Origin of the sequence: Microbacterium fluminis, assembly GCF_051549805.1 — a bacterium.
Lineage (GTDB): Bacteria > Actinomycetota > Actinomycetes > Actinomycetales > Microbacteriaceae > Microbacterium.
The window spans coordinates 1,582,415-1,606,664 of record NZ_CP196042.1; the positions used below are offsets into that span (position 1 = coordinate 1,582,415).

Below are 24,250 nucleotides of genomic sequence, written 5' to 3' on the forward strand. Positions count from 1 at the left end.
GAGCTGCCGTCCTGTCACGGAGTGAGGGGGTGCGCCATCGGAGGCGCCGGGCGGATCGCCGGTTCGAGCTGTCGGAACAGCGACCGGCTCGCGCTCTCGATCATACCGAGCACCTCGTCGAACATCCCCGGGCCCGCGTAGTAGGGGTCGGGCACGTCGAGCATCCCGGCGGCCGCGTCGAAGGTCATCAGCAGCGCGATCTTGTCGGCGTCGGCCTCGGAGCGGGCCCACCCGTGCAGGATGCGCTCGTGACTGCGATCAAGCGCGACGATGAGGTCGGCGGAGGTGAAGTCGGCGTGGCCGAACTGGCGCGCGCGGTGCCGCGACCCGTCGTAGCCGCGGCGTTCGAGGGCCTCGAGGGTGCGCTGGTCGGCGCGCTCGCCGACGTGCCAGTCGCCGGTCCCGGCGCTCGTGGAGGCGACGCGGCTCCCCAGTCCGGCCGACTCGGCGACCCACCGGAACACCACGTCGGCCATCGGCGAACGGCAGATGTTGCCGGTGCAGACGAACACGACGCGGAAGGGCTCCTCGGGCGTCGCGATCATCCCTTCATTCTGGACCGCTCCGCGATTCCTGCACAGGCGGGGACACCCGACCGACCCTCCCCAGAAGTGAGGGGCGGACGGATGCCTCGTTCCGCCCCGCGGCAGGATCATGCCATGTCGCTCGACTCCCCCCTGCTGTCCGCGTGCGCCGCCGACACCGCCGCCGACCTGGCGCTGGCCCGGCGACGGCTGGCCGAGGCATCCGATCGCCTGCGCACCGTGATGAGGGCGGCGGCCGAGCTCGCCGCCCGCACCGACTGGCAGACCCCGGCGGCGCGGCGCTTCCACGGCGAGGTCGACGCGTGGTGCGGCACGGTCGGCGGGCTCGCCCGCGGCGTCGAGGCCGCCGACGGCGACGCGTGGCTGCTCGAGCTGCGCGCGATGGTGCGCGCCGGTGGAGGGGGCTGATGGCGGACGACCTCGACATCCGCGGCGGCGGCGCGGTCTCGGTCGACAGCGTGACGCTGCGCGAGGCGGCCGGAGGGTTCGCGGGCGTGGGCGGCGAACTCGACGAGGTGGCGACGGTGCTCGGCTCGGCCGGCGCGCTGGTGGCCGCGCTCCCGCGCGACGCGTGGGTCCTGTCGAGCGAGATCGCCGCGCTCGCCGCGCGGGTGCGGGATGCCTCGGCGGGCGCCGGCGCCTTCGATCGCGAGCTGCGCGAGGCGGCCGCGGTGTACGAGCTGGTCGAGCTGTCCGCGCAGCGCGCCGTGGCGGAGGCCGGCGGCGACACGGCGAGGGTCGACGCGATCGACGCGCAGATCGACCGGATCGTGCGCGACCACCCCGGTGCGCGGCTCTCGGCGGCGGTCGCCGTCGCCGCCGACGAGCTCACGTGGCCGGGGGAGTTCGCCGGGCAGGCCGTGACGGGATGGTGGGGGCCGTCGCTGGGCATGAGCCCGTTCCTCGGAACCGGGATCTACGGCGTCGCACAGCTGCTGCGCCGCACCGGAGCCGGTGTCGTGCGCCCCGGCGACAGGCTCACCTCGAACGCCACGCCGGTGACGATGACCACGGTGCACCGCTCGTCGGCGACCGCACCGCGTTCGCTCGCCGACATGGGAGCGCGCATCCCCGGCGGGGGCGGGCCCGGGCGCGTGCGCGTGGAGAGGTATGCGATGCCCGACGGGTCGCGCCAGTTCGTGGTCTATGTCGCGGGCACGCAGGCGATGGGCCGCATGGGCGGGTCCGATCCGTTCGACCAGCTGTCGAACGTGCAGCTGTACTCGGGCGCCGCATCGGCCTCGTACCAGGCGACGACGGAGGCGCTGCGGCTGTCGGGCGCGCAGCCCGGCGATGTGGTGCACACCGCCGGACATTCGCAGGGCGCGATGATCAACGCCCATCTCGCCGTCGAAGGCGACTACGACACGAGGACGGTGGTCTCGTTCGGCAGCCCCGTCGACGCCGACGTCGGCGAGGGCACCCTCTCGGTGTCGCTGCGCCACACCGACGATGCCGTGCCGATGCTGCAGGGCGGCGGCCACAGCCAGGCGGTCGGGGCTCCGGGAAGCTTCGTCGCCGAGCGCGTGGCCGACCCCGCGGGCGGCCCGCGCGACCTGCAGGTGCCGGCCCACGCGATGGCCGCCTACATCGAGACGGCGCGGATGCTCGATTCCTCGGCCGATCCGCGGATGGACGGCGTGCGGGCCCTGTTCGACGAGCTCGGCGCCGCGACCTCGGTGACGGCCGTCGAATACGGTGCCGAGCGCGTGCTTCCGCAGCCGCAGCCGAGCCCGGCGCCGAGTCCGTTCCCGGCGGGTCCGCCCCCGGTCAGTCCCGCGAACGGCGGGGGCGGAGTATGAGGCCGAACACCCAGTTGATGAGCGAGATGATGACCGCCGCCACGACGCCCCACCAGAAGTCCTCGACGCGCAGCCCCCAGTCCCAGAAGGAGGTGATCCACGCGGTGAGCCAGAGCAGGAACGCGTTGATGATGAGGCCGATGAGCCCGAGGGTGATCACGTAGAGGGGGAAGGCGAGCACCTTCACCACGGTGCCGATGATCGTGTTCACCAGACCGAAGATGAGGCCGACGAGCAGCAGGGTGAGCACGAGCTGCAGCGTCTCTCCCGGCGCGAAGGCGATGACCGACACCTGGAGTGCCGGGATGAGGGTGACGATCCAGATCGCGAAGGCGTTGACGACGATGCGGATGAGGAAGCTCATGGCGTCAGTCTTCCACCCCTGCGCTCACAGGGCGAGGGCGAGGGCGCGCCCTGCGACTCGGGAACCCACCGCGGTTGTGTCCACGACCGCGCCTCCTAGACTCGGTCGGGTGACCGACGCCCCGGACATCGCCCCCGCGCCCGTGCGCATCCGCCCCGAGATCGCCGCCCTTCCGCCGTATCGGCAGGGCAAGCAGGCCGGGGCCGACGCGTTCAAGCTCTCGAGCAACGAGAACCCCTTCGACCCGCTCCCGGGTGTGGTCGACGCCGTGCAGGCGGCGACGGCGTTGAACAGGTATCCGGATGCCACGGCCACCCGCCTGCGGCAGCGGCTCGCCGCGCGGTTCGGCGTGCAGCCCGACGGCGTGCACATCGGCGCCGGCAGCGTCTCGATCCTCGCGCAGCTCATGCTCGCCGTCAGCGGCCCCGGCGACGAGGTCGTGTACGCATGGCGCTCGTTCGAGGCCTACCCGGGCCTCGCCCTGATCGCCGGCGCGACGCCCGTGGAGGTTCCGCTCGACGCCGACGCCCGACACGACCTCCCGGCGATGGCGGCGGCGGTCACCGACCGCACGCGGGCGATCATCGTGTGCAGCCCGAACAACCCGACCGGCCCGATCGTCACGCGCGCCGCGTTCGAGGAGTTCCTCGCCGTCGTCCCGGGCGACGTGCTGGTCATCCTCGACGAGGCCTACGCCGAGTTCGTCACGGACCCCGACGCGGTCGACGGGATGCGGGTGCTCGGCCTCGGCGACCACCCGAACGTCGTCGTGCTGCGCACCTTCTCGAAGGCGTTCGGGCTCGCCGGCCTGAGGGTGGGGTACGCCGTCGGGAACAGACGCATCCTCGATGCGGCGCGCAGCACCAGCATCCCTCTGTCGGTCACCGCGCAGGCCGAGGAGGCGGCGCTGGCGAGCCTTGCGGCCGAGTCGGAGCTGCTCGAGCGCGTGAGGCTGCTGACCGCCCGTCGCGACGTCGTCGTCGCCGGCCTCCGCGAGGCCGGCTGGCGCGTGCCCGACGCGCAGGGCAACTTCGTCTGGCTCCCCGCGGGCGCCGAGTCGATGGATGCCGCCGCGGCGTTCGAGGAGGAGGGGCTGATCGTCCGCCCGTTCGCGGGCGACGGAGTGCGCATCTCGATCGGCGAAGAGGATTCTGTCGAGAAGGTCCTACGGATCGCGGCATCCGTTGTCCAGACTCTCCCAGAGGGGCATTCGGGGCGCGCGTTAGCGTGGACACCGTGACTCCGTCCGAAGATCCCGCGCTGGTGCGCGTGCTGGCGGCCGACGGGTCGCTGGCGCCGACCGCGGCCGCCGAGCGCTATCTGCCGCTCATCGACGCCCTGACCGAGGCCGACCTCGAGCAGTTCTACCGCGACATGGCGGTGATCCGCGCCTTCGACCAGCAGGCGACCAACCTGCAGCGGCAGGGCCAGCTGGCGCTGTGGCCGCCGAGCTTCGGGCAGGAGGCCGCCCAGGTGGGCTCGGCCCGCGCCGCCCGGCCTCAGGACCACCTGTTCCCGTCGTACCGCGAGCACGTCGTCGCGCGCATCCGGGGGGTCGACGTGCTCGACATCATCCGGGTGATGCGCGGACTCACCCACGGCGGATGGGACCCGTTCGATCCGAAGAACGGCAACACGCACATCTACACCCTCGTGCTCGGCGCGCAGACCCTGCACGCCACGGGCATGGCGATGGGGCTGGTGTTCGACGGCCGCAGCGGCACGGGCGACCCCGACCGCGACGAGGCAGTCATCGTCTACTACGGCGACGGCGCCTCCAGTCAGGGCGACGTGCACGAGTCGATGGTGTTCGCCGCCAGCTACCAGACGCCCGAGGTGTTCTTCCTGCAGAACAACCAATGGGCGATCTCGGTGCCCGTCGCGACCCAGTCGCGCTCGCCGCTGTACCGCCGCGGCGAGGGGGCGGGCATCCCCAGCATCCCCGTCGACGGCAACGACGTGCTGGCCAGCTTCGCGGTCACCCGCACGGCCCTCGACGAGGCCCGCGCCGGGCACGGACCGCGGGCGATCGAGGCGCTCACCTACCGGATGGGTGCCCACACGACCAGCGACGACCCCACGAAGTACCGCACCTCCGAGGAGGAGCAGTCCTGGGCCGAACGCGACCCCATCGAGCGGATGCGCGCGTACCTGCGCGGCCGCGGGGCCTCCGACGCGTTCTTCGCCGACGTCGAGGCGGAGGGCCGCGCGCTCGCCGAGGACGTGCGCACCCGCACGACGGCCCTGGAGACGATCCAGGCCGACCAGATCTTCTCGAACGTCTACAGCGACCCGCACCCGCTCGTCGACGAGCAGCGGGCGTGGCTGGCCGGGTACGAGGCATCCTTCGAGGAGGGCGCATCATGACGCTCGAGACGACGCAGACGCCGGATGCCGCAGCATCCGTCCCGCAGTCCCTGCCGTTCAGCCGCGCGCTCAACGCGGGCCTGCGCCGGGCGATGACCGAGAACGACCGCGTGCTGCTGATGGGCGAGGACATCGGCCGCCTCGGCGGCGTGTTCCGCGTCACCGAGGGCCTGCAGGCCGAGTTCGGGGAGCGCCGCGTGCTCGACACGCCGCTGGCCGAGTCCGCGATCGTGGGCACCGCGATCGGCCTGGCGATGAGCGGGTTCCGGCCGGTCTGCGAGATCCAGTTCGACGGTTTCGTCTTCCCCGCGTTCGACCAGATCACCTCTCAGCTGGCGAAGCTCACGTACCGCCACGAGGGCGCGCTGCAGATGCCCGTGGTCATCCGCATCCCCTACGGCGGGCACATCGGCGCCGTCGAGCACCACCAGGAGAGCCCGGAGGCCTACTTCGCGCACACTCCCGGCCTGCGCGTGGTGAGCCCGTCCACCCCGAACGACGCGTACTGGATGATCCAGGATGCGATCGCCTCGTCCGATCCCGTGATCTTCCTCGAGCCCAAGGCGAAGTACTGGATGAAGGGCGAGGTGAATGCCTCGGCCCGCGCCGTGCCGCTGCACGCGAGCCGCATCGTCCGCCGCGGCACGGACGTCACGGTGGTCGCGCACGGCGCGATGGTCGCCGTCGCCCTGCAGGCCGCTGCGCTCGCCGAGGCGGAGGGCACCTCGATGGAGGTCGTCGACCTGCGCTCGCTGTCGCCGGTGGACTACGGTCCGATCCTCGACTCGGTGCGACGCACGGGGCGGATGGTCTACGCCCAGGAGGCGCCCGGCATGGTCTCGCTCGGCGGCGAGATCGCCGCGACCGTCATGGAGCGGGCGTTCTACGCGCTCGAGGCCCCCGTGCTGCGGGTGTCGGGCTTCGACACCCCGTTCCCACCCGCGAAGCTCGAGGGCGTGTACCTGCCCGACGCCGACCGCATCCTCGAGGCCGTCGACCGCGCCCTCGCCTACTGACATGACTCTTCGACCGCCCCACCCCGCCTCCCCCGCGAGACTGCACTCCGGCATCGAGACCTCCGCGGTCCGCCGTGGTCTCGATGCGGGGATGCAGTCTCGCCGGTGGGGTGGGCCACGAAAGGACCACGCATGAGCACGCAGACCTTCCACCTGCCCGACGTCGGCGAAGGACTCACCGAGGCCGAGATCGTGTCGTGGCGCGTCGCGCCGGGCGACACCGTGGCGGTGAACGACGTGCTGGTCGAGATCGAGACGGCGAAGTCGCTCGTGGAGCTGCCGTCGCCGTTCGGCGGGGTTGTGGGGGAGCTTCTCGCCGGTGAAGGCGCCACGGTCGAGGTGGGTACGGCGATCATCACCATCGCGGGAGCGGATGCCTCGTCCCCCGCCGCCGTCGTCCCGGAGCCCGCCGAGCCGGCCGCCGATGCGAGCGGGTCCGTCCTCGTCGGGTACGGCAGTGCCGGCCACGTGCAGTCCCGCCGGCGCAAGCCCGCGGAGCGGCCAGTCGCGGCATCCGTCGGCGTCGTCGCGAAGCCGCCGATCCGCAAGCTCGCCCGCGATCTCGGCGTCGACCTCGGCGCGGTCGTGCCCAGTGGCGTCGCCGGCGAGGTGACCCGCGACGACGTGGTCCGGCACGCGTCGCAGGCCTCGGTGTTCCGCAACATCGAGACCCCGGAATGGAGCCCGGTGCGCGAGGAGACCATCCCCGTCCCCTCACCCGCCGTCGTCGCGGCGGCGCCACCGGTCGGCGACCGCGAGGAGTCGATCCCGGTGCGCGGGGTGCGCAAGGCCACCGCGAACGCGATGACCTCGAGCGCGTACACCGCGCCGCACGTCTCGGTGTGGGTCGACGTCGACGCGTCCCGCACGATGGAGCTCGTCAAGCGGCTGAAGGCCTCGCCGGACTTCGCCGACACGAAGGTCTCGCCGCTGCTGATCATGGCGCGCGCGGTGATCTGGGCGGTGCGCCGCACGCCGATGGTCAACGCCGCGTGGATCGACACCGACGAGGGCGCCCAGATCCGGGTGCGCCACTACGTGAACCTCGGCATCGCCGCCGCGACCCCGCGGGGCCTGCTGGTGCCGAACATCAAGGACGCCCAGGACCTCAACACCCACGGCCTCGCCAAGGCGCTGGAGAACCTCACGCTCACCGCGCGGGAGGGCAGGACCACCCCCGCCGACCAGCAGAACGGCACCATCACGATCACCAACATCGGCGTGTTCGGCGTGGATGCGGGCACGCCGATCATCAACCCGGGCGAGGTGGGCATCGTCGCGCTCGGCGCGATCCGCCAGAAGCCGTGGGTGGTCGACGGCGAGGTGCGCCCCCGCTGGGTGACGACCGTCTCAGGCTCGTTCGACCATCGCGTCGTCGACGGCGACGGGGTCTCACGATTCATCGCCGACATCGCGTCCGTGCTCGAGGAGCCGGCGCTGCTGCTGGACTGAGCCGGCCGGACGCCGTCACCGACCGGCCGCCGGTCAGTCGAGGACGGCCGTCGCCTCGATCTCGACGAGCACGCCGTCGGCGAAGAGGCTCTCCACCCCGATGAGCGACGCGGGCGGCAGCGGCATCGGGATGTCCAGCTCCTCGGCGACGGCTTCGATGCCGGCGAGGAAGGCGCCCATGAGGGCGGGGGACCATCCCACGATGAAGAAGCGGAGCCGGGTGACGTCGGCGAAGCCGGCGCCCGCGCCGCTCAGGCCGACGGCGGTGCTCCGCAGCGCGGCGGACACCTGGGTCGTCAGGTCGGTGGGCTCGCCGGTGCCGTCGTACCCGACCTGTCCCGCAACCTCCACGGAACGGCTTCCCGTTCCGATCGCGACGTGGTGGTACGGGGCGGGCGCGAGCATCCCCTCGGGAGTCAGCAGGTGGACGGACATGAGTCTCCTTCGGTCGGATCGGCGGGACCGGAGCTGATCGGATGCCGCCGGCCGGGCGGCGCTCCGGCGCGGCGGTGCCGTTCGGGCGATCCCTGGCCGCGGCCATCGGTGCGACTCTAACCCGGCCTTCTCCCCACCGGGGCCGGGAGTCGTGGAGGGTGTCCGCATCCCCCCGAAGACTCAGCGCGAGCGGTCGACCTGGGCGGCGAGCAGAGTGACCAGCTCGTAGACCACGTGGCTGGCCGCGATGCCCGTCAGCTGGGCGTGGTCGTAGGCGGGGGAGACCTCGACCACGTCGGCGCCGACGATGTGCGCGTCGCTCAGGCTCCGCAGCATCCGCAGCAGCTCGCGGCTGGTGAGCCCGCCCGCCTCCGGCGTTCCGGTGCCCGGGGCGTGCGCCGGGTCGAGCACGTCGATGTCGATCGACACGTACAGGGGGCGGTCGCCGATGCGCTCGCGCACGCGGGCGATCGCGGCATCCAGCCCCTGCTCCTCGACGAACTCGCTCGTCACCACCGAGAAGCCCAGACGCTCGTCGTCGACGAGGTCCTGCTTCGAGTACAGCGGACCTCGCGTGCCGACGTGGCAGCTCGCGGTGAGGTCGATGAGCCCCTCCTCGCTCGCGCGCCGGAAGGGGGTGCCGTGCGTGACCGGGGCACCGAAATAGGTGTCCCACGTGTCGAGGTGCGCGTCGAAGTGCAGCACCGCGACGGGCCCGTGTTTCCTGGTCACCGCGCGCAGCAGCGGCAGCGCGACGGTGTGGTCGCCGCCGACGGCGACGAGGGCCGAGACCTGCTCGCCCAGCGCGGTCGCGGCGCGCTCCACCTCGGCGACGGCGTCGTCGATGTCGAACGGGTTCACCGGGATGTCGCCGGCGTCGACCACCTGGGCGATCGCGAACGGCGAGACGTCCTGCGCCGGGTTGTAGGGGCGCAGCAGGCGCGAGGACTCGCGCACGTGCGACGGACCGAACCGCGCGCCCGGGCGGTAGCTGACGCCGGTGTCGAACGGGATGCCGACCACGGCGAGATCGGCGCGGGGCACGTCCTCGATGCGCGGCAGGCGCGCGAACGTCGCGATCCCGGCGTACCGGGGGTTCTTCGAGGCGTCGACCGGTCCTACGGGCTGGGTCACGAGGTGCTCCTAGTTCTGCGCGGCGGCGACGGCCGCCTGGGGGATGTGGACGAGCTGCACGCCGCCGGCCGCGATCGCCGCCGTGATCGTCTCGGCGATGTCGGTGGCGCGCGCGACCCGGCGGCCGGTGGCGCCGAACGCGTCGGCGAGGGCCGCCCAGTCGGGCTGCACCAGGTCGACCCCGATGGGGCGGATGCCGCGATCGACCTCGTTCTGCTTGATCTCGGCGTATCCGCCGTTGTCGACGCACACGATCGTGAGGTCGAGCCGCTGCTCGACGGCCGTCGCGATCTCGTTCACGCAGAACATCAGCGCGCCGTCGCCGATCACGGTCACGACCGGGCGGTCGGTGCCGGCGACCCGTGCGCCGATCGCGGCGGGCAGTCCGTAGCCGAGCGTCGCGTACGTGGGCGTGTAGAGCAGGGAGTGCGGATGCCGCTGGGCGAGCACGTTCGCCAGGCCGAGGTAGAAGATCTGCGACGAGTCGCCCGCGACCACGGCGTCATCCGGAAGGGCCGCGGCGATCGTCTCGGCGAGGGCGACCGTGTCGGGCAGCACGCCGCGGATCTCCGCGGCGATCCGTGCGCGGAGCTCGAGCAGATCCGGCTGCCGACGCGCCGTCCCGGACAGCGCGTCGCGGAGCGCGCGGCACACCGCGGTCGCGTCGCCGGAGATCCCGATGGCCGCCGGCAGGTTCTTGTCGAGCTGCGCCTCGGAGATGTCGACGCGGATCACGCGGCCGCGCGCGGCCAGCCGCGACACCCACAGCTCGGCCTCGCCGAGCTTCGAGCCCACCACGAGCAGCACGTCGGCGTTCTCGGCGACCTCGCGTGCCGCCGCGATCCGGAGGTTCGACCCCAGCGACAGCGGGTGGTGCTCGCCGACGACGGCCTTGCCGTTGAGCGTGGTGAGTACGGGAGCGCCGAGACGCTCCGCGATCGCGGTCAGCTCGCGTGCGGCCCCGGTGGAGCCGCCGCCGGCGATGATCACCGGTCGGACGGATCCCGCCAGCATGGCGGCCGCCCGCGCGATGCGCTCAGGGTCGCCCGCCGCCGGAGCCGCGGCCGGCCGGGGCCGACGATCGGCCGCGGGCACGTCGGCCGCGCCCTCCAGCACGTCCAGCGGGATCTCGATGTGCACCGGCCGGGGCCGTCCGGAGCGGAACAGGTCGAACGCGTCGTGCACGGCGGCCACCGCCTCGCCGGCGGAGGCCACGCGGCGCGACCACTCGGCGACGGCGCCGGCCATCGCCGAGGCATCCTTCGTCTCGTGCAGGGTGCCGACGTCGGCGAACTCCTGCCCGCGCGCCACGCCGGGGGAGAGCACCAGCAGCGGTCGCGACTCGCAGTACGCCGTGCCGATCGCGCTCATCGCGTTCTGCAGGCCCGGGCCGGAGGTCGTGATCACCACACCGGGGAGGCCGGTGCGCTGCGCCCAGCCGTCGGCCGCGTAGCCGGCGCCCTGCTCGTGGCGCGCGGTCACGGCGCGGATGCCGAGGTCGTCGAGCGGTCGGTACAGCTCGAGGTTGTGCGTGCCCGGGATGCCGAACACCGCCGTCACCCCGTAGGCGCGGATCGTCTCGAGCACCGCCCGCCCGGCGGTGTCGGAGTAGTCGGGCGCACTCATGCGGCGCTCCGATGGCGGCGCTCGCCGCCGACCCAGGTCTCGAGCACCTCGATGGTCGAGATCGCGTCGTGGGGGACGGTGAGCGGGTCGTCCGACAGCACCGCGAAGTCGGCGTATTTGCCCGGCTCCAGCGACCCCAGGTCGTCTTCGCGTCCGAGCGTCACGGCGCCCTCGTAGGTGTGTGCGCGCAGCGCCGCCTCCGGGGTGACGCGCAGCGCGTCCGAGCCCAGCTTGTGGCCGCGGCGGGTGACCCGCGTCACGGCCGTCTGCACCGCTTCGAGCGGGATCGGGTCGGCCACCGGGGCGTCGGAGGAGATCGTGATCGGCACGCCGGCCGCGACGAACTCGCCCAGCGGGTTGAAGCGCTCGCCGGGGGTGCCGATCGCCTCCTCGACGCCCTCGCCCCAGTTGAAGTAGTGCTGGGTCTGGTTGACCGGACGGATGCCTGCCGCCGCCATCCGCTGGATCTGCTCCGGTGTCGGGAGGCCGCAGTGCTCGATGCGGTGCCGCGCGTCGGGGTCGGGCCGATCGTCCAGGGCGGCCTCGATCGCGGCGACGACCATCTCGATCGCCGTCGGGGACTGCGCGTGCGTGGCCGTCTGCAGGCCCGCGGCGTGCGCCTTGCGGATGAGCTCGGTGTAGTCGGCCGGGTCGTGGTAGAGCTGGCCCGTGCGACAGGGGTCGCCGACGTAGCCGTCGGGGAAGTACGCCGTCCAGCCGCCGAGCGTGCCGTCGGCGTAGAACTTGGTGCCCGCGAAGCTGAGGTGCGCGTTGCCGAACTGGCCGACCAGGCCCATCTCGAGGGCGTCGTCGAGCAGGTGCGACAGCAGGTACATCGATACCCGCAGGTCGAGGCGCCCGGCCTCGGCGAGGCGCAGGTACATGTCGAACTCGCGACGGGTGACCTGTGCGTCGCCGACCGTGGTCACGCCCCCCGCGAGGAAGCGGGCGGTCGCGGCATCCAGCTGCCGCAGGTGCTCCTCCGGCTCGTCGCCGAGGTGGAAGTTGGGGCCGTGGTGGCCGACCTTAACCCCGTGCACGCCGGTGAGCATGTTGCAGGCGGCGTCGGAGATCTCGCCGGTCGGCTCGCCGTCGGCGTCGCGGAAGATCGCGCCGCCGGCGGGATCGGGCGTCTCCCGGTCCACCCCGTTGAGCGCGAGCGTGTAGGAGTTCACCACCCCGCCGTGTCCGGAGGCGTTCATCAGGTACACCTCGCGGTCGGTGGCGACCTCGTCGAGCTCGTAGCGGGTGGGATGCCTCTTCTCGGCCAGGTTCCGCTGCTCGTAGCCGTATCCGCGCACCGGGCGCCCTTCGGGCATCCGGGCCGCGGCCTCGGCCAGCAGCGCGACGATCTCGGGGATGCTGCCGGCCTTCGCCGGCCCGCAGTCCACCCACGTCATCATCTGGCCGTACATGAGGGGATGCGCGTGCGGATCGACGAACCCCGGGACGATCACCGCGTCGCCGAAGTCGACCACCTCGGGGGCGAGTCCGGCGACGGCGGCGGCCGCCGCGCAGTCGGCGGGGGTCCCGACCGCGACGATGCGTCCCCGGTCGACGAGCATGGCCGTCGCGGTCGAGGACGCGGCGTCGACGGTGCGGATCGTGCGCGCGGTGACGATGCGCGGACCGGTCTGGGCGGGCAGGTCGAAGGGGGCGAGCTTTCTCATGCTGTCCTGTTCGCGGTGGTGTCGGTGCGCGGGGTGAACGAATCCGTCACCGGCGCCTCGTCGGAGTGCTGGGGGGCGAGCCGGGTGCAGATCGCCGCCAGGACGGCCATCGCGGTGAACATCACGATCACCGACCAGACGCTCCCCGTCCAGGCGATGAGCTGGGTCGCGAACCAGGGCGAGAACCCGGCCCAGATCGCCGCGCCGACGCCGTAGGAGAGGGCGATGGAGGTGTAGCGCGCCTGCGGGCGGAACATCTGGGCGAGGATCGCCGCGACGGGCGCGTACGTCGCGCTCATCGCGATGCGCACGAGCGAGGCGAGCAGGAAGATCACCGGCTCGGCGCGGCCGGGCATCAGCAGCAGGAAGGGCGCGAAGGTGAGCACGGAGGTGATGAGGCCGATGTACATGACGTTCTTCCGGCCCCACTTGTCGCCGAGCCACGCGACCGGCAGGGTGACGAGGAACTCCACGAACGACGCGACGGTCATCGCGTCGAGGATCACCTGCTCGGAGATGCCGACGATCGGCCCGGTGGCGTACGCCGTCGCGAACGTGGTGGCCAGGTAGTACCCGCCGGTCGAGATCGGCAGCAGGCCGATGCCGAGGAGGATCGGCAGCCAGTTGGTGCGCAGGGCGAAGGCAAGCGGCATGGACTGCTTGCGGCCCTCCACCTTCGATTCGAACACCGGGGACTCCTCCACCCGGTAGCGCACCCAGAAGCCGACGGCGATCAGGACGATGGAGAGCAGGAAGGGGATGCGCCAGCCGCCGTCGCGGATGAAGCCGTCGCCGAAGCGGGAGAGGATCGCGAAGATGCCGGAGGCCAGGAGCGCACCGGCGGGGTTGCCGAGCTGCGTGAATCCGCCGTAGAAGGTCTTCTTGCCGGCGGGGGCGTGCTCCACGCTCATCAGCACCGCGCCGCCCCACTCGCCGCCGACGGCGAGCCCCTGGAGGGCGCGGAGGAGGATCAGCAGCAGCGGAGCCGCGAAGCCCAGCGTCTCGTAGGTCGGGAGGCATCCGACCAGCACCGTGGAGGCGCCCATCATCAGCAGGGTGATGACGAGCGAGACCCGTCGGCCGAGCTTGTCGCCGATGTGGCCGAAGATGATCCCGCCGAGCGGGCGCACCAGGAACGCGACGGCGAAGGTGGCGAAGGCGGCCGTCGTCTCGGCCAGGGGGTCGCCGCTGGGGAAGAACAGGGGACCGAACACGAGGGCGGCCGCCGTGGCGTAGACGTAGAAGTCGTACCACTCGATGGTGGTGCCGACGAAGGCGGCGAGACCGGCTCGTCGGGCGCGTTGTGTCGCAGTTGTCATGGCCGCTCCTTTGCGGTGGTCGATGGGCGCTTGGATGCTACGACCGCCCCGGTGCGGTCGGCAAGGACAGATCCTCCGCGAACGGTCGACCCAACCGGGGTTCCGTCCGCTCCCGGGACGCATCTGTGTCGAATCACCACCTCCGATGCGGTCTTCACGGTGATAATGAAAGCCCGATCGTTCGGAACCCGGTATTCGGAGGCATCCATGGTCGACATCGATTCCGAGCTGATCCGCGCGCTCCAGGAGGACGGTCGCGCGAGCATCCACGCGCTGGCGCGCCGTCTCGGCCAGAGTCGCGCGACGGTCTCGTCGCGCCTGCATGCTCTGATCGCCGAGGGCACGATCCGGGTCGTGGCGGCCGTCGATCCGGCCTTCCTCGGCCAGCACGTGCTGGCGCACGTGTCGATCCGCGCCGACGGCTCGGTGGCGCCGATCGCCGAGGAGCTGCGCGGGCTGGACGAGACGGTGCTGGTGTCGGCGGTCAGCGGCGCGCACGATCTGGTCGTCGAGGTGCGGCTGGGGTCGATGCCCGCCCTCCACGATCTGCTGGCGCGGATCCGGGCGATGCGCGGGGTGGCGGCGATCAGCACGCTCGTCTACACATCGGTGCTGAAGGGCTTCTTCGTGTCGGAGTACCAGGGCGACGTCACGATCGACGACCTGGACGTCGCCCTCATCGAGCGACTGCAGCAGAACGGCCGTGCGAGCTACCGGGCGCTGGGCGAGGCCGTGCGGCTGTCGCCGTCGGCGGTCACGACGCGCGTGCGCCGGCTCGTCGACGCGGGGGTCATCAAGGTCAGCGTGGTCGAGGCGCGCGGCCTCCCTCACCGGCAGCTCTCCCTCGGCGTCGGGGTCAACCTCTCCGACGACGACGAGTCGGTGCTCGGCTCGCTCCGATCGTGGCGCGGCGTCGACTTCGCGGCGCTCACGATCGGGCGCTTCGACGCCGTCCTCACGGTCGTCGAGCCGTCCGCGAGCGCGCTGTTCGCGAGCCTGGAGCGGATCCGTGCGCTGCCGGGCGTGCTCCGGGTGGAGTCGTGGCTGCACCTCGCGGTGCTGAAGGAGGACTACGCCCGCATCCTCCGATCACCGTCGATTTGAGAACGATTATCAATACCGCGTAGTGTGTCGAGCATGACCTCCCGCAAGATCGCCTCCCTCGTCGCGCTGGGCGCGGCATCCGTCCTCCTGCTCGCCGGCTGCGCCGGCACCGCCGGCGCCGCATCGACTCCGGGAGCGTCCGGCGCGAAGCTCACGGTGGTCGCCTCGACGAACGTGTACGGGCAGATCGCGCAGGAGATCGGCGGGGGCCTCGTCGACGTCACCTCGATCGTCAGCTCCGGCTCGCAGGACCCGCACGGCTACGAGGCCAGCGCTCAGGACCAGCTCACGATCTCGAAGGCCGACCTCATCATCGAGAACGGCGCCGGCTACGACGCGTTCGTCGACGCCCTCATCACCTCCAGCGGAACCACGGCGCCGGTGATCACCGCGTCCGAGCTCTCGCACGCGTATCCGGCGGCGGATGCCTCGGCCGCTCCGACCGCGAGCGCCGACGCCCACGATCACGCGCACGTCGAGGGCTTCAACGAGCACGTCTGGTACGACCCGCACACGATCGAGGCCGTCGCCACCGCGATCGCCGACCAGCTCGGCACGCTCGACCCGGCGAACGCCGCCGCGTTCACCGCCAACGCCACGACCTTCACCGACGGCGTGCACGCACTCGAGACCTCGCTCGAGGCGATCAAGACGAAGGATGCCGGGGCCGGGGTGTTCGTCACCGAGCCGGTGCCGGTCTACCTCATCGACGCCGCCGGGCTGCAGAACATCACCCCGTCGGCGTTCAGCTCCGCCGTCGAGGCAGGGCAGGACGTGCCCCCGGCGACGATCCTGGAGGCGCGCTCCCTCATCGACGGCGGCACCGTCAAGGTGCTGATCGCCAACGCGCAGACCGGGGGCGCCGAGACCACCCAGGTGATCGACGCGGCCACCGCGAAGAACATCCCGGTGCTCGAATTCACGGAAACGCTCCCGGACGGCAAGACTTACCTTCAGTGGATGCAGCAGAACATCGACGACCTGGCCGCCGCGCTCGCCGCGTGAGCCCCGACACCGTCGCACCGACGCCGCCGCTCCGGATCACCGGGGCGGCGCTTCGGCGCGGAGGCCGGGAGCTGTGGGCGGGCCTCGACCTCACCGTCGCCCCCGGCGAGCTCATCGCCGTGCTCGGCCCGAGCGGGTCGGGCAAGACCACTCTGCTGCGCGCGATCCTCGGCCTCGACCGCCTCAGCGCCGGGTCGATCGAGGCTCTCGGCGAGCCCGTGCGCCGGGCCGGCAACCGCCGGATCGGCTACATCCCCCAGCAGCGGCCGCTGCCCCGCGACACCGCGCTGCGCGGCCGCGACCTCGTCGGGCTCGGGGTCGACGGGCACCGGTTCGGGTTCCCCGTCTCGCGCCGCCGCGACCGCGACCGGGTCGACGCGCTCCTCGATGCGGTCGGCGCCCGCGCGTTCGCCGACCGCCCCGTCGGGCTCCTCTCCGGCGGCGAGCAGCAGCGCTTGCGCACCGGGCAGGCGCTCGCCGACGACCCGCGCCTGCTGCTGTGCGACGAGCCGCTCACGAGCCTCGACCTCGCCAACCAGCAGGCCGTCGTCGGGCTCATCGACCGCCACCGCCGCGAGACCGGCGCCGCCGTGCTGCTGGTCACGCACGACATCAACCCGGTGCTCGGCAAGGTCGACCGCATCCTCTACCTCGCCGGCGGCCGCTTCACGCTCGGCACCCCCGACGAGGTGCTCACCTCCGAGACGCTCACCGCCCTCTACGGCGCTCCCGTCTTCGTGATGCGCGCCGGCGACCGGCTGGTCGTGGTCGGGGCGCCCGACGCCGAGGCATCCCACCACCATCACGACGAGGAGCACCTCCCGTGAACTGGAGCGACATCGGCACCGCCATGTTCGGCGGGCTGTCGGCGTACGGCGACATCCTGGCGCTGGTGTCGAACTCGGTGATCGCCGGCGCGGTGCTCGGCATCGTGGGCGGACTCGTCGGCGTCTTCGTGATGCAGCGAGACATGGCCTTCGCCGTGCACGGCATCAGCGAGCTGTCGTTCGCCGGGGCGGCCGCCGCCCTGCTGCTGGGGATGGACGTCGTCACCGGCTCCGTCGTCGGATCCCTTCTCGCCGCGGGCCTGATCGGCTGGCTCGGGGCCCGCGCGCGAGACCGCAACTCGATCATCGGGGTGCTCATGCCGTTCGGCCTGGGGCTCGGCATCCTGTTCCTGTCGCTCTACAACGGGCGCACCGCCAACCGGTTCAGCCTGCTCACCGGGCAGATCGTCTCGGTGCAGTCAGGGCAGCTGAACTGGCTCATCGCGATCAGCTCGGTCGTGCTGCTGGGCCTGCTGCTGATCTGGCGCCCGCTGCGCTTCGACTCGCTCGACCCGCAGTCGGCCGGGGCGCGGGGCGTGCCTACCACGGCGGTCTCGCTCGCCTTCATGCTGCTGCTCGGTCTCATCGTGGCCGTCAGCGTGCACATCATCGGCGCCCTGCTGGTGATGGCGCTGCTGGTCACCCCCGCCGCCGCCGCGATGCGCATCGTCTCGGGTCCGTTCTCGGTCCCGCTGCTCGCGGCGCTGTTCGGGTTCGTCTCGGCCGTGGGAGGCATACTGCTCGCCGTCATGGGCACGCTGCCGGTGAGCCCCTACATCACGACCGTGTCGTTCCTGATCTACCTCGTCTGCCGTGTGGTGGGCGCCCGGCGCGACCGGGTGGCGCGGGATGGCTGAGCGGATGCCGGGGGCCCGGCCCGCTCACAGACCCCGTCGGTAGAATCCTCCGCATGGCCCAGCGCAACACCTGGCAGCGCGATCGCGTGCGCGAGGCGCTCGCCGACTCCCGCGGGTTCGTCAGCGCCCAGAGCCTGCACGCGACCCTCCGCGACGACAACACCGGCATCGGCCTGGCCACGGTCTACCGGGCACTGGCGGGGCTGGCCGCGCAGGGCGAGGCCGACTCGCTGCAGAGCCCCGAGGGCGAGAGCCTGTACCGCGCCTGCACGAGCACGGGCCACCACCACCACCTGATCTGCCGCAGCTGCGGACGCACCGTCGAGATCGCCGCGACCGACGTCGAGGAGTGGGCGCAGCGCACCGCCGCCACCCACGGATTCACCCAGGCCGAGCACGTGGTCGACATCTTCGGCCTGTGCGCGACGTGCACGCAGGCGCGGACCGGCGAGCGTGACGCGGGTTAGTCCGCCGACGGCACGCGAGGCGCGCACCCGTCCGGGGGGCATCGCCGTCGCGCTGGCGATCGGCGTCGTCGCCGTCGCCGCGCTGTTCGCCGTCGACGCCTTCGCGCCGCAGCTGTTCGGTGTGGCCCTCCCCACCCGCCTGCAGGACGGCCTGACCCTCTCGATCAGCGTGCTGATCGAGTCGATGCCGTTCGTGGCGCTCGGCGTGGTGCTCTCGATCGTCGTGCAGGTGTGGGTGCCGCCGGGGGTCATCGAGCGATGGATGCCGCGCGCGGCCTGGGCCCGCCGGGCCGTGCTGTCGCTCCTGGGCATGCTGATCCCGGTGTGCGAGTGCGGAAACGTGCCGTTCGCGCGCGGGCTGCTGATCCGCGGGTTCACGGTGCCCGAGACGCTCACCTTCCTGATGGCGGCGCCGATCGTCAACCCGATCGTGATCATCACCACCCACCAGGCGTTCGGGTTCTCCGACGGCATCCTGATCGCCCGCCTGCTCGGCGGATACGCGATCGCGAACCTGATCGGATGGCTGTACAGCAGGCATCCCGATCCCGACGGCCTGCTCACCGACCGCTTCCGGGCGACCTGCGAGATCGCGGCCGATCAGGCGCACGCCCCCGGCCACCGCGCTCGCCGCAGCCTCGCGCAGTTCGTGATCGAGCTGCGCGCGGTGATGCCGGCGCTCGTGATCGGCTCGCTGATCGCCGGAGCGGTGCAGGTCTTCGTGCCGCGCGACGCGCTGCTGGCGATCGGGTCCAACCCCGCCTTGTCGATCGTGGCGATGATGGCGCTCGCGATGATCGTGTCGATCTGCTCCAACGTCGACGCGTTCCTCGCCCTCTCGTTCGCCTCCACGTTCACGCCGGGATCGCTCGTGGCCTTCCTGCTGGTGGGGCCGCTCGTCGACATCAAGATGCTGGCGCTGCTGCGCACCACCTTCCGCACGCGGGTGCTCGCCGGGTTCGTGGTGATCGTCGTGCTGTCGGCGTTCGCGATCGGATCGGTGGTGAACCTCGTTGCGTAACGGTGGATTCGTGGGCACCCGGTGGCTGGGCGTGGGGCTGGCTGCGGCGCTCGCCGCGGTCACCCTCGGGCTGACCCTGACGGGCCGGCTGGCGCTGTACACCAACCCCGAGTCGAGCTGGTTCATCGTGGGGATGGCCGTCGTCGTGCTGATCGGCACCGTGGCCAGCTTCGCGCTCCCCCTCGGCGCAGAGGCCGACCACGGCCACGATCACGGCACGGCCGCAGATCCTCATCCGGACGCCCAGCCCGTCGACGCGGCGCGCCACGGGCACGACCGGTCGATGCACTCGGCGACCGCAGCCGACCACGACCATCACCCCGCGCCGTCGCGACTCGGCCTGGCCGCCGCGATCAGCGGGGGAGCCGTGGCATCCGTCGCCGTGCTCTCGATCCTCGTGCTGCCGCCCGCGTCGCTGTCCGCCCAGCTGGCGATCTCGCGCGACGTCGGGGCTCCGCCGCTGTTCGCCGGGCAGGACGTGGTCGCCCTCGCCTCCACCGGCGACACCAGCACCTTCGGGATCGGCACCTGGGCCGCCGTGTTCGCCACGGCCACCAACCCCGACGCGTTCGACGGCGACGCCGTGACGCTGACCGGCTTCGTCACCCCGGGCGACGGCGCCGACGTCTTCAAGCTCACCCGGCTCGTGATCACCCACTGCGTGATCGACGCGCAGCCGGCCAGCCTGCCCGTGCAGGTCGCGGGACCGGTGCCTGCCACGGGCGGCTGGGTCACCGTCACCGGCACCGTGCGCTCGACCTCCGCCGGCGCCCTCGAGGTGTCGGCCCAGTCGGTGCAGCCGATCGACGAGCCCAAGGACCCGTATGAGTACTGACGGCGGCACGCGGCGGGCGCACGCGCGCCGCCGGCGCGGCCGGGCGTTCCTCGGCGCGTTCGCGATCGTGCTCGGCGCGCTCGCGGTGGTCGGTCTGGGCGGCGCCGCGGCGGGCACGATCCAGGGTCCGCGCGCCACCGACGTGCAGGTCGATCCGCAGGCGGCGGTCGCGGCATCCGGCTCCCGCCTCATCGTCACGACGACGCAGTCCCTCAAGAAGGTGGATGCCTCGCAGGTGACCGTCACTCCGGCGACGCCGTTCACGGTCGACACGTCGGGGCGCACCGTCGGCGTGCGGTTCACCCTCCCGCTGCACGACGACACCGAGTACACCGTCACCGTCGGAGGGATCGAGGGCGTCGGCGGAGGGCCCGCGGCGTCGCTGACCGAGACCTTCCGCACGCCGCCGATCGACGTGTACCTGCTGCGTCGCGGACAGAGCGGCGACACGATCTTCCGCACCGACCTCGCCGGGAACACGGCGGTGCCGGTGTTCACCGACGCCCATATCGAGGACTTCCGCGCCACCGCGAACCACCTCGTCGTCTCGGTGCGCACCGCGCAGGATCGCGCCGCGCTCGTCGTCACCGACCTCGACGGGCAGAACCCGCGCAACCTGCAGCTGCCCGGCAACGGCTTCGTCACCAACCTGCAGAGCGCCGACAAGGGCGAGCTGATCGGCTACACGTACTCCGATGCGAGCCTGACCGCCGGCAGCGGGCGCGAGAGCGCGCTGTTCACCGCCTCGCTCAAGCCCGACGCGGCCGGCGACCCGCCGTCGGCGATCACGGTGTCGGGCGACGATCCGCGCGTGGCCGAGTGGCGGTTCGTGCCCGACACCGACAGCATCCTGCTGCTCACCTTCGACAGCCGCCTCAGCCTCACCGCCGCGAACGGAGCCAACCCGGTCGCGCTCGGCTCGGCGCTGAGCATCGACGGCATCGCCCGCGGCTCGTCGCACGCGGTCGTGCTGCGCATCGACGGTCCGGCCGAGATCGACCTCACCGACGGGTCGGAGAAGCCGCTCGTGGCGCCCGACCAGAATCTCGGCAAGGTGGGCGGGGTCACACCGCTGCCCGGCGACGGGGCGGGCACCGTGCGCACGATCGCCGAGGTCAAGGACAACACCACCCTGATCGGCACGACGATCGCCGTCGTCGGCGCCGACGGGAAGACCACGCCGGTACTGGAGGTGGACGCCACCTCGGCCGTGCTGCAGACGTGCGCCTCGCCGAGCGGACGCTACGCCGCCGTGCTGATCGCGCCCGACGTGGTCTCGAACCGCTACGACACGTACCAGATGCCGCTGCCGGGGCACGTCGAGACCCGCATCATCGACCTCACCGCGGCCGACCCATCCGCCGCGGCCGTCTCGACGCTGACCGGGTTCGACACGTCGTGGTGCCAGGTGCCGCCGCGGTGACACCCGCGACGCGCCCGAAGCTGTCCGGGCTTCCGGTCGAGGTGGCGCCACTGCTGCTGGGCGCGGTGCTCACCACGGTCGTGGCGGGCGAGGAGGTGGCGGTGCGCCTCACCGAGGTGGAGGCCTACCACGGCCTCGGCACCGGGGACCGTCCCGACCCGGGCTCGCACGCCCGCATGGGACCCACCGCCCGCAACGCCGTGATGTGGGGCGAGCCCGGTCACCTCTACGTCTACCTCAGCCACGGCATCCACTCGTGCGTCAACGTGGTGTGCGGACCGGTCGGGGTCGCCGGCGGTGTGCTGCTGCGGGCCGGAGAGGTGATCCGAGGGGCGGATGCCGCGTTCCGCCGTCGTCCGGCCGCCCGGACGCCGCGCGACCTCGCGCGCGGACCGGGCCGGCTCGGCGAGGCGGTGGCGCTGAGGCATCCGCTGCACGACGGTATCGACGCCATCACCGGAGCCGAGCGGCATGGGGCGGTCGCGCGGCTCGACCTTCCAGACGTGCCCGTGCCGTTCGTCTCGGGACCCCGCGTGGGGGTGGCCGGAGTGGCCGGCACGGCCGCGTTCCCCTGGCGGTTCCGGATCGACGGCGACCCGACCGTCTCGCCGTTCCGCTGGGGCCGCGGCGCCGGCCCGGCGGGCTGAGCAGCGGTCCCCCGGACTGCTCACCTGACGCGACACGCCCTCGGCGGGCCTCGCTGAGGGCGTGTCGCGTCAGGTGAGCAGTCCTCGGCAGGCGGGCGCAGGTGCGGGGCGGCCGCCGTGCTAGGATTGCTCTTTGTCTGCGCGCACTCCTGCACGCAGTTCGCCTCTCGCCGTGTCCGCACGACGGGGGACAGACAAGGGATCTTGGGTGAGGCCGTCCGGTCTCACGGTATTGAAGGAGACATCACCATGGCAGCAGTGTGCCAGGTGACTGGAGCAGTTCCCGGCTTCGGTCACAACATCTCGCACTCGCACCGCCGGACGAAGCGCCGCTTCGACCCGAACGTGCAGAAGAAGACCTACTTCGTGCCCTCGCTCGGCCGCAGCATCAAGCTGAACGTGTCGGCCAAGGGCATCAAGGTCATCGACGCCCGCGGCATCGAGTCCGTCGTCCGTGACCTGCAGGCGAAGGGGGTGAAGCTCTGATGGCCAAGAAGGCTCAGGACATCCGTCCGATCATCAAGCTCCGTTCCACCGCCGGCACCGGCTACACCTACGTGACGCGCAAGAACCGTCGCAACAACCCCGACCGCATCGTGCTGAAGAAGTACGACCCGGTGATCCGCAAGCACGTCGACTTCCGAGAGGAGCGCTAAGCATGGCCAAGAAGAGCAAGATCGCGCGCAACCTGCAGCGCCAGGAGGTCGTCGACCGCTACGCGGCCAAGCGCCTCGAACTGAAGAAGGCGCTCGTGTCGCCGACCTCGTCCGACGAGGAGCGCGAGGCCGCGCGTCTGGGCCTGCAGAAGCTGCCCCGCAACGCCTCGCCCGTGCGTCTGCGCTCGCGCGACGTCATCGACGGCCGCCCCCGTGGCGTCCTCACGAAGTTCGGCATCTCGCGTGTCCGCTTCCGTGACATGGCGCACCGCGGCGAGCTGCCCGGCGTGACCAAGTCGAGCTGGTAAGACCTCCGCAGCGACGATCGTCGCCGCATCCGGAAGGCCCGGAGTTCCTCGGAACTCCGGGCCTTCCGCCGTTCCGGCGTGTCGCATTCCGTGGGCGGACGCAGACCGGCGGATGCCTCGCTATCGTCGGCCTCGTATGCGTCCGAGGATGCGGACGCCCGAGCAGGCGGGGGGGCAACATGACGGTGCAGGACATCCCGGACAGCGACGCGGTCCGGAAGCAGATGCAGTCGGCGCAGGACGTGGCGATGACGGCGCTCGGGCTGAAGCCCGGCACCGTCGAGGTGTGGGAGGACGGCTATCGGGCCGCCGACAGCGAGGCCGACACCTTCGAATGGTGGTACTTCGACATGCAGTTCGACGACGGGTCGACGCTCGTCGTGACTTACTCCAACAAGCCGCACACCGACCCGTCGGGACCGCTCGTGCCGACGATGCTGGTGATCCGCCAGCAGCCCGACGGCACGAGCGTGCGGCTCGATCCGACGTACGCCCCCGACGAGTTCTCGGCCTCGGCCGAGCGCTGCGACGTGCGCCTCGGCGCCAACACCGTGACCGGCGATCTGACCACCTACGACCTACACGTCGAGGTCGACGGCATCGTGGCCGACGTCACGATCACCCGCGGCGCTCCGTCGTGGCGCCCGGGGGCCGGAGTGACGTACTTCGACGCCGCCCAGACGCACTACCTGGCGTGGGTCGTGCCCGTGCCGTACGGCACGGTGACCGCGACGATCACCGAGAACGGCGAGACCAAGACGCTGCAGGGGAGCGCCTACCACGACCACAACTGGGGCAACCGGCTGATGGACTCGTTCCTGGACCACTGGTACTGGGGTCGCGCCCACGTCGGCGACTACACGCTCGTCTACGTGCGGATGACGACGAAGGGCCTGTTCGGCCTCGGGCAGATCAACATCCCGACGTTCTACCTCGCGAAGGGCGACACCCTCATCACCGACGATCTGCTGCCGCTGCGGCTGGAGACGAGCGGCGACGAACCCGGCCCCGGTCACCAGACCTATCCGACGCGTCTGGCCTGGACGTGGGAGAGCGAGCGCGGACGGATCGCCTTCACCGCGACCTCGCCGAAGCTCATCGAGGCACTCGACATGCACACGCCGCGCCACGGCATCGCCGCCCTTCTGCACGCGAACGATCACCCGATGTACTACGACTTCAACGCCGACCTCGATCTCGACATCCGCCTCGACGACCTCACCGACCACGTCACCGGTCGCACCCTCTACGAGAAGATGATGTTCCGCTGACCCCGACCGGCCTGGACGGCCGACTCCCGCGTGTTTCCGCGGAAGTCGGCCGTCTCAAGTCACACCAGTCACATCCGTCACTTCGATCACAGAAACGGG

General features: G+C 71.9%; 26 protein-coding genes. 19 read left to right on the forward strand and 7 right to left on the reverse strand.

Going from position 1 to position 24,250, the window contains the following annotated elements; genetic code table 11:
• Positions 1 to 14: 14 nt before the first annotated feature.
• Positions 15 to 545: a low molecular weight protein-tyrosine-phosphatase gene (locus ACSJDX_RS07490; RefSeq protein ID WP_438354876.1), complete on the reverse strand. Its 531-nt coding sequence runs from the start codon at positions 543 to 545 to the stop codon at positions 15 to 17.
• A gap of 114 nt (positions 546 to 659) precedes the next feature.
• Here ACSJDX_RS07490 and ACSJDX_RS07495 point away from each other — a divergent pair, with 114 nt between their 5' ends.
• Together ACSJDX_RS07495 and ACSJDX_RS07500 are read left to right on the forward strand one after the other, a co-directional pair.
• Positions 660 to 953, forward strand: coding sequence for a hypothetical protein (locus ACSJDX_RS07495; protein WP_438354877.1), 294 nt, complete (start codon positions 660 to 662; stop codon positions 951 to 953).
• Positions 953 to 2,347, forward strand: coding sequence for a hypothetical protein (locus ACSJDX_RS07500; RefSeq protein ID WP_438354878.1), 1,395 nt, complete (start codon positions 953 to 955; stop codon positions 2,345 to 2,347). The genes ACSJDX_RS07495 and ACSJDX_RS07500 overlap by 1 nt, the downstream gene beginning before the upstream one ends.
• Here the strand turns inward: ACSJDX_RS07500 and ACSJDX_RS07505 are convergent.
• Positions 2,316 to 2,711, reverse strand: a complete 396-nt coding sequence (locus ACSJDX_RS07505; RefSeq protein WP_438354879.1) for a phage holin family protein — start codon at positions 2,709 to 2,711, stop codon at positions 2,316 to 2,318. The two genes, ACSJDX_RS07500 and ACSJDX_RS07505, sit on opposite strands and share 32 nt — an antisense overlap.
• Positions 2,712 to 2,820: 109 nt before the next feature.
• Between ACSJDX_RS07505 and ACSJDX_RS07510 the strand changes: the two genes are divergently transcribed.
• The 4 genes from ACSJDX_RS07510 (at position 2,821) to ACSJDX_RS07525 (ending at position 7,546) form a co-directional block, all read left to right on the forward strand.
• On the forward strand, positions 2,821 to 3,951 hold the full coding sequence (locus tag ACSJDX_RS07510) for a histidinol-phosphate transaminase (RefSeq protein WP_438354880.1): 1,131 nt from the start codon (positions 2,821 to 2,823) through the stop codon (positions 3,949 to 3,951).
• The gene (locus tag ACSJDX_RS07515; protein WP_438354881.1) at positions 3,948 to 5,078 is read left to right on the forward strand and encodes a thiamine pyrophosphate-dependent enzyme; all 1,131 of its coding nucleotides are present in this window, start codon (positions 3,948 to 3,950) and stop codon (positions 5,076 to 5,078) included. Before ACSJDX_RS07510 ends, ACSJDX_RS07515 begins: the two co-directional genes overlap by 4 nt.
• Entirely contained in the window at positions 5,075 to 6,094 is a 1,020-nt protein-coding gene (locus ACSJDX_RS07520) for an alpha-ketoacid dehydrogenase subunit beta (RefSeq protein WP_438354882.1), read from the forward strand. The genes ACSJDX_RS07515 and ACSJDX_RS07520 overlap by 4 nt, the downstream gene beginning before the upstream one ends.
• A 132-nt stretch (positions 6,095 to 6,226) precedes the next feature.
• Positions 6,227 to 7,546, forward strand: a complete 1,320-nt coding sequence (locus tag ACSJDX_RS07525; protein ID WP_438354883.1) for a dihydrolipoamide acetyltransferase family protein — start codon at positions 6,227 to 6,229, stop codon at positions 7,544 to 7,546.
• A gap of 33 nt (positions 7,547 to 7,579) precedes the next feature.
• Here the strand turns inward: ACSJDX_RS07525 and ACSJDX_RS07530 are convergent, their stop codons facing one another.
• From ACSJDX_RS07530 to ACSJDX_RS07550, 5 genes are all read right to left on the reverse strand, one after another.
• Positions 7,580 to 7,981 carry a RidA family protein gene (locus tag ACSJDX_RS07530; protein WP_438354884.1) on the reverse strand — a complete coding sequence of 134 codons (402 nt, stop codon included), beginning with the start codon at positions 7,979 to 7,981 and terminating at the stop codon, positions 7,580 to 7,582.
• A gap of 180 nt (positions 7,982 to 8,161) precedes the next feature.
• Positions 8,162 to 9,115 carry an agmatinase gene (gene speB, locus ACSJDX_RS07535; protein ID WP_438354885.1) on the reverse strand — a complete coding sequence of 318 codons (954 nt, stop codon included), beginning with the start codon at positions 9,113 to 9,115 and terminating at the stop codon, positions 8,162 to 8,164.
• Between the two features lie 9 nt (positions 9,116 to 9,124).
• Entirely contained in the window at positions 9,125 to 10,741 is a 1,617-nt protein-coding gene (locus tag ACSJDX_RS07540; RefSeq protein ID WP_438354886.1) for a thiamine pyrophosphate-binding protein, read from the reverse strand.
• On the reverse strand, positions 10,738 to 12,411 hold the full coding sequence (locus ACSJDX_RS07545; protein WP_438354887.1) for an amidohydrolase: 1,674 nt from the start codon (positions 12,409 to 12,411) through the stop codon (positions 10,738 to 10,740). Before ACSJDX_RS07545 ends, ACSJDX_RS07540 begins: the two co-directional genes overlap by 4 nt.
• A complete protein-coding gene (locus tag ACSJDX_RS07550) occupies positions 12,408 to 13,730 on the reverse strand; it encodes an MFS transporter (protein WP_438354888.1) in 1,323 nt (440 codons plus the stop codon). The genes ACSJDX_RS07545 and ACSJDX_RS07550 overlap by 4 nt, the downstream gene beginning before the upstream one ends.
• A gap of 207 nt (positions 13,731 to 13,937) precedes the next feature.
• On the opposite strand from ACSJDX_RS07550, the gene ACSJDX_RS07555 reads away from it, so the two are divergent.
• The 13 genes from ACSJDX_RS07555 to ACSJDX_RS07615 all read left to right on the forward strand — a co-directional run bounded on the left by ACSJDX_RS07555 (position 13,938) and on the right by ACSJDX_RS07615 (position 24,151).
• The gene (locus ACSJDX_RS07555) at positions 13,938 to 14,834 is read left to right on the forward strand and encodes an Lrp/AsnC family transcriptional regulator (RefSeq protein WP_438354889.1); all 897 of its coding nucleotides are present in this window, start codon (positions 13,938 to 13,940) and stop codon (positions 14,832 to 14,834) included.
• 33 nt (positions 14,835 to 14,867) lie between these two features.
• On the forward strand, positions 14,868 to 15,839 hold the full coding sequence (locus tag ACSJDX_RS07560) for a metal ABC transporter solute-binding protein, Zn/Mn family (protein ID WP_438354890.1): 972 nt from the start codon (positions 14,868 to 14,870) through the stop codon (positions 15,837 to 15,839).
• Positions 15,836 to 16,666, forward strand: a complete 831-nt coding sequence (locus tag ACSJDX_RS07565; protein ID WP_438354891.1) for a metal ABC transporter ATP-binding protein — start codon at positions 15,836 to 15,838, stop codon at positions 16,664 to 16,666. Before ACSJDX_RS07560 ends, ACSJDX_RS07565 begins: the two co-directional genes overlap by 4 nt.
• Complete coding sequence (locus ACSJDX_RS07570) at positions 16,663 to 17,523, forward strand: metal ABC transporter permease (RefSeq protein WP_438354892.1); 861 nt, start codon at positions 16,663 to 16,665, stop codon at positions 17,521 to 17,523. The genes ACSJDX_RS07565 and ACSJDX_RS07570 overlap by 4 nt, the downstream gene beginning before the upstream one ends.
• 53 nt (positions 17,524 to 17,576) lie before the next feature.
• Positions 17,577 to 17,990 carry a Fur family transcriptional regulator gene (locus tag ACSJDX_RS07575; protein ID WP_438354893.1) on the forward strand — a complete coding sequence of 138 codons (414 nt, stop codon included), beginning with the start codon at positions 17,577 to 17,579 and terminating at the stop codon, positions 17,988 to 17,990.
• A complete protein-coding gene (locus ACSJDX_RS07580) occupies positions 17,977 to 19,011 on the forward strand; it encodes a permease (RefSeq protein ID WP_438354894.1) in 1,035 nt (344 codons plus the stop codon). Before ACSJDX_RS07575 ends, ACSJDX_RS07580 begins: the two co-directional genes overlap by 14 nt.
• A 10-nt stretch (positions 19,012 to 19,021) precedes the next feature.
• On the forward strand, positions 19,022 to 19,846 hold the full coding sequence (locus ACSJDX_RS07585) for a TIGR03943 family putative permease subunit (RefSeq protein WP_438354895.1): 825 nt from the start codon (positions 19,022 to 19,024) through the stop codon (positions 19,844 to 19,846).
• Positions 19,836 to 21,269 carry a hypothetical protein gene (locus ACSJDX_RS07590; RefSeq protein ID WP_438354896.1) on the forward strand — a complete coding sequence of 478 codons (1,434 nt, stop codon included), beginning with the start codon at positions 19,836 to 19,838 and terminating at the stop codon, positions 21,267 to 21,269. Before ACSJDX_RS07585 ends, ACSJDX_RS07590 begins: the two co-directional genes overlap by 11 nt.
• Positions 21,266 to 21,916, forward strand: coding sequence for a DNA-3-methyladenine glycosylase (locus ACSJDX_RS07595; RefSeq protein ID WP_438354897.1), 651 nt, complete (start codon positions 21,266 to 21,268; stop codon positions 21,914 to 21,916). Before ACSJDX_RS07590 ends, ACSJDX_RS07595 begins: the two co-directional genes overlap by 4 nt.
• Positions 21,917 to 22,165: 249 nt before the next feature.
• A complete protein-coding gene (gene rpmB, locus ACSJDX_RS07600; RefSeq protein WP_438354898.1) occupies positions 22,166 to 22,402 on the forward strand; it encodes a 50S ribosomal protein L28 in 237 nt (78 codons plus the stop codon).
• Positions 22,402 to 22,572, forward strand: coding sequence for a 50S ribosomal protein L33 (rpmG, locus tag ACSJDX_RS07605; protein ID WP_150449444.1), 171 nt, complete (start codon positions 22,402 to 22,404; stop codon positions 22,570 to 22,572). The genes rpmB and rpmG overlap by 1 nt, the downstream gene beginning before the upstream one ends.
• A gap of 2 nt (positions 22,573 to 22,574) precedes the next feature.
• On the forward strand, positions 22,575 to 22,880 hold the full coding sequence (rpsN, locus tag ACSJDX_RS07610) for a 30S ribosomal protein S14 (RefSeq protein ID WP_438354899.1): 306 nt from the start codon (positions 22,575 to 22,577) through the stop codon (positions 22,878 to 22,880).
• A gap of 179 nt (positions 22,881 to 23,059) precedes the next feature.
• Positions 23,060 to 24,151, forward strand: coding sequence for a hypothetical protein (locus ACSJDX_RS07615; RefSeq protein WP_438354900.1), 1,092 nt, complete (start codon positions 23,060 to 23,062; stop codon positions 24,149 to 24,151).
• Positions 24,152 to 24,250: the final 99 nt, after the last annotated feature.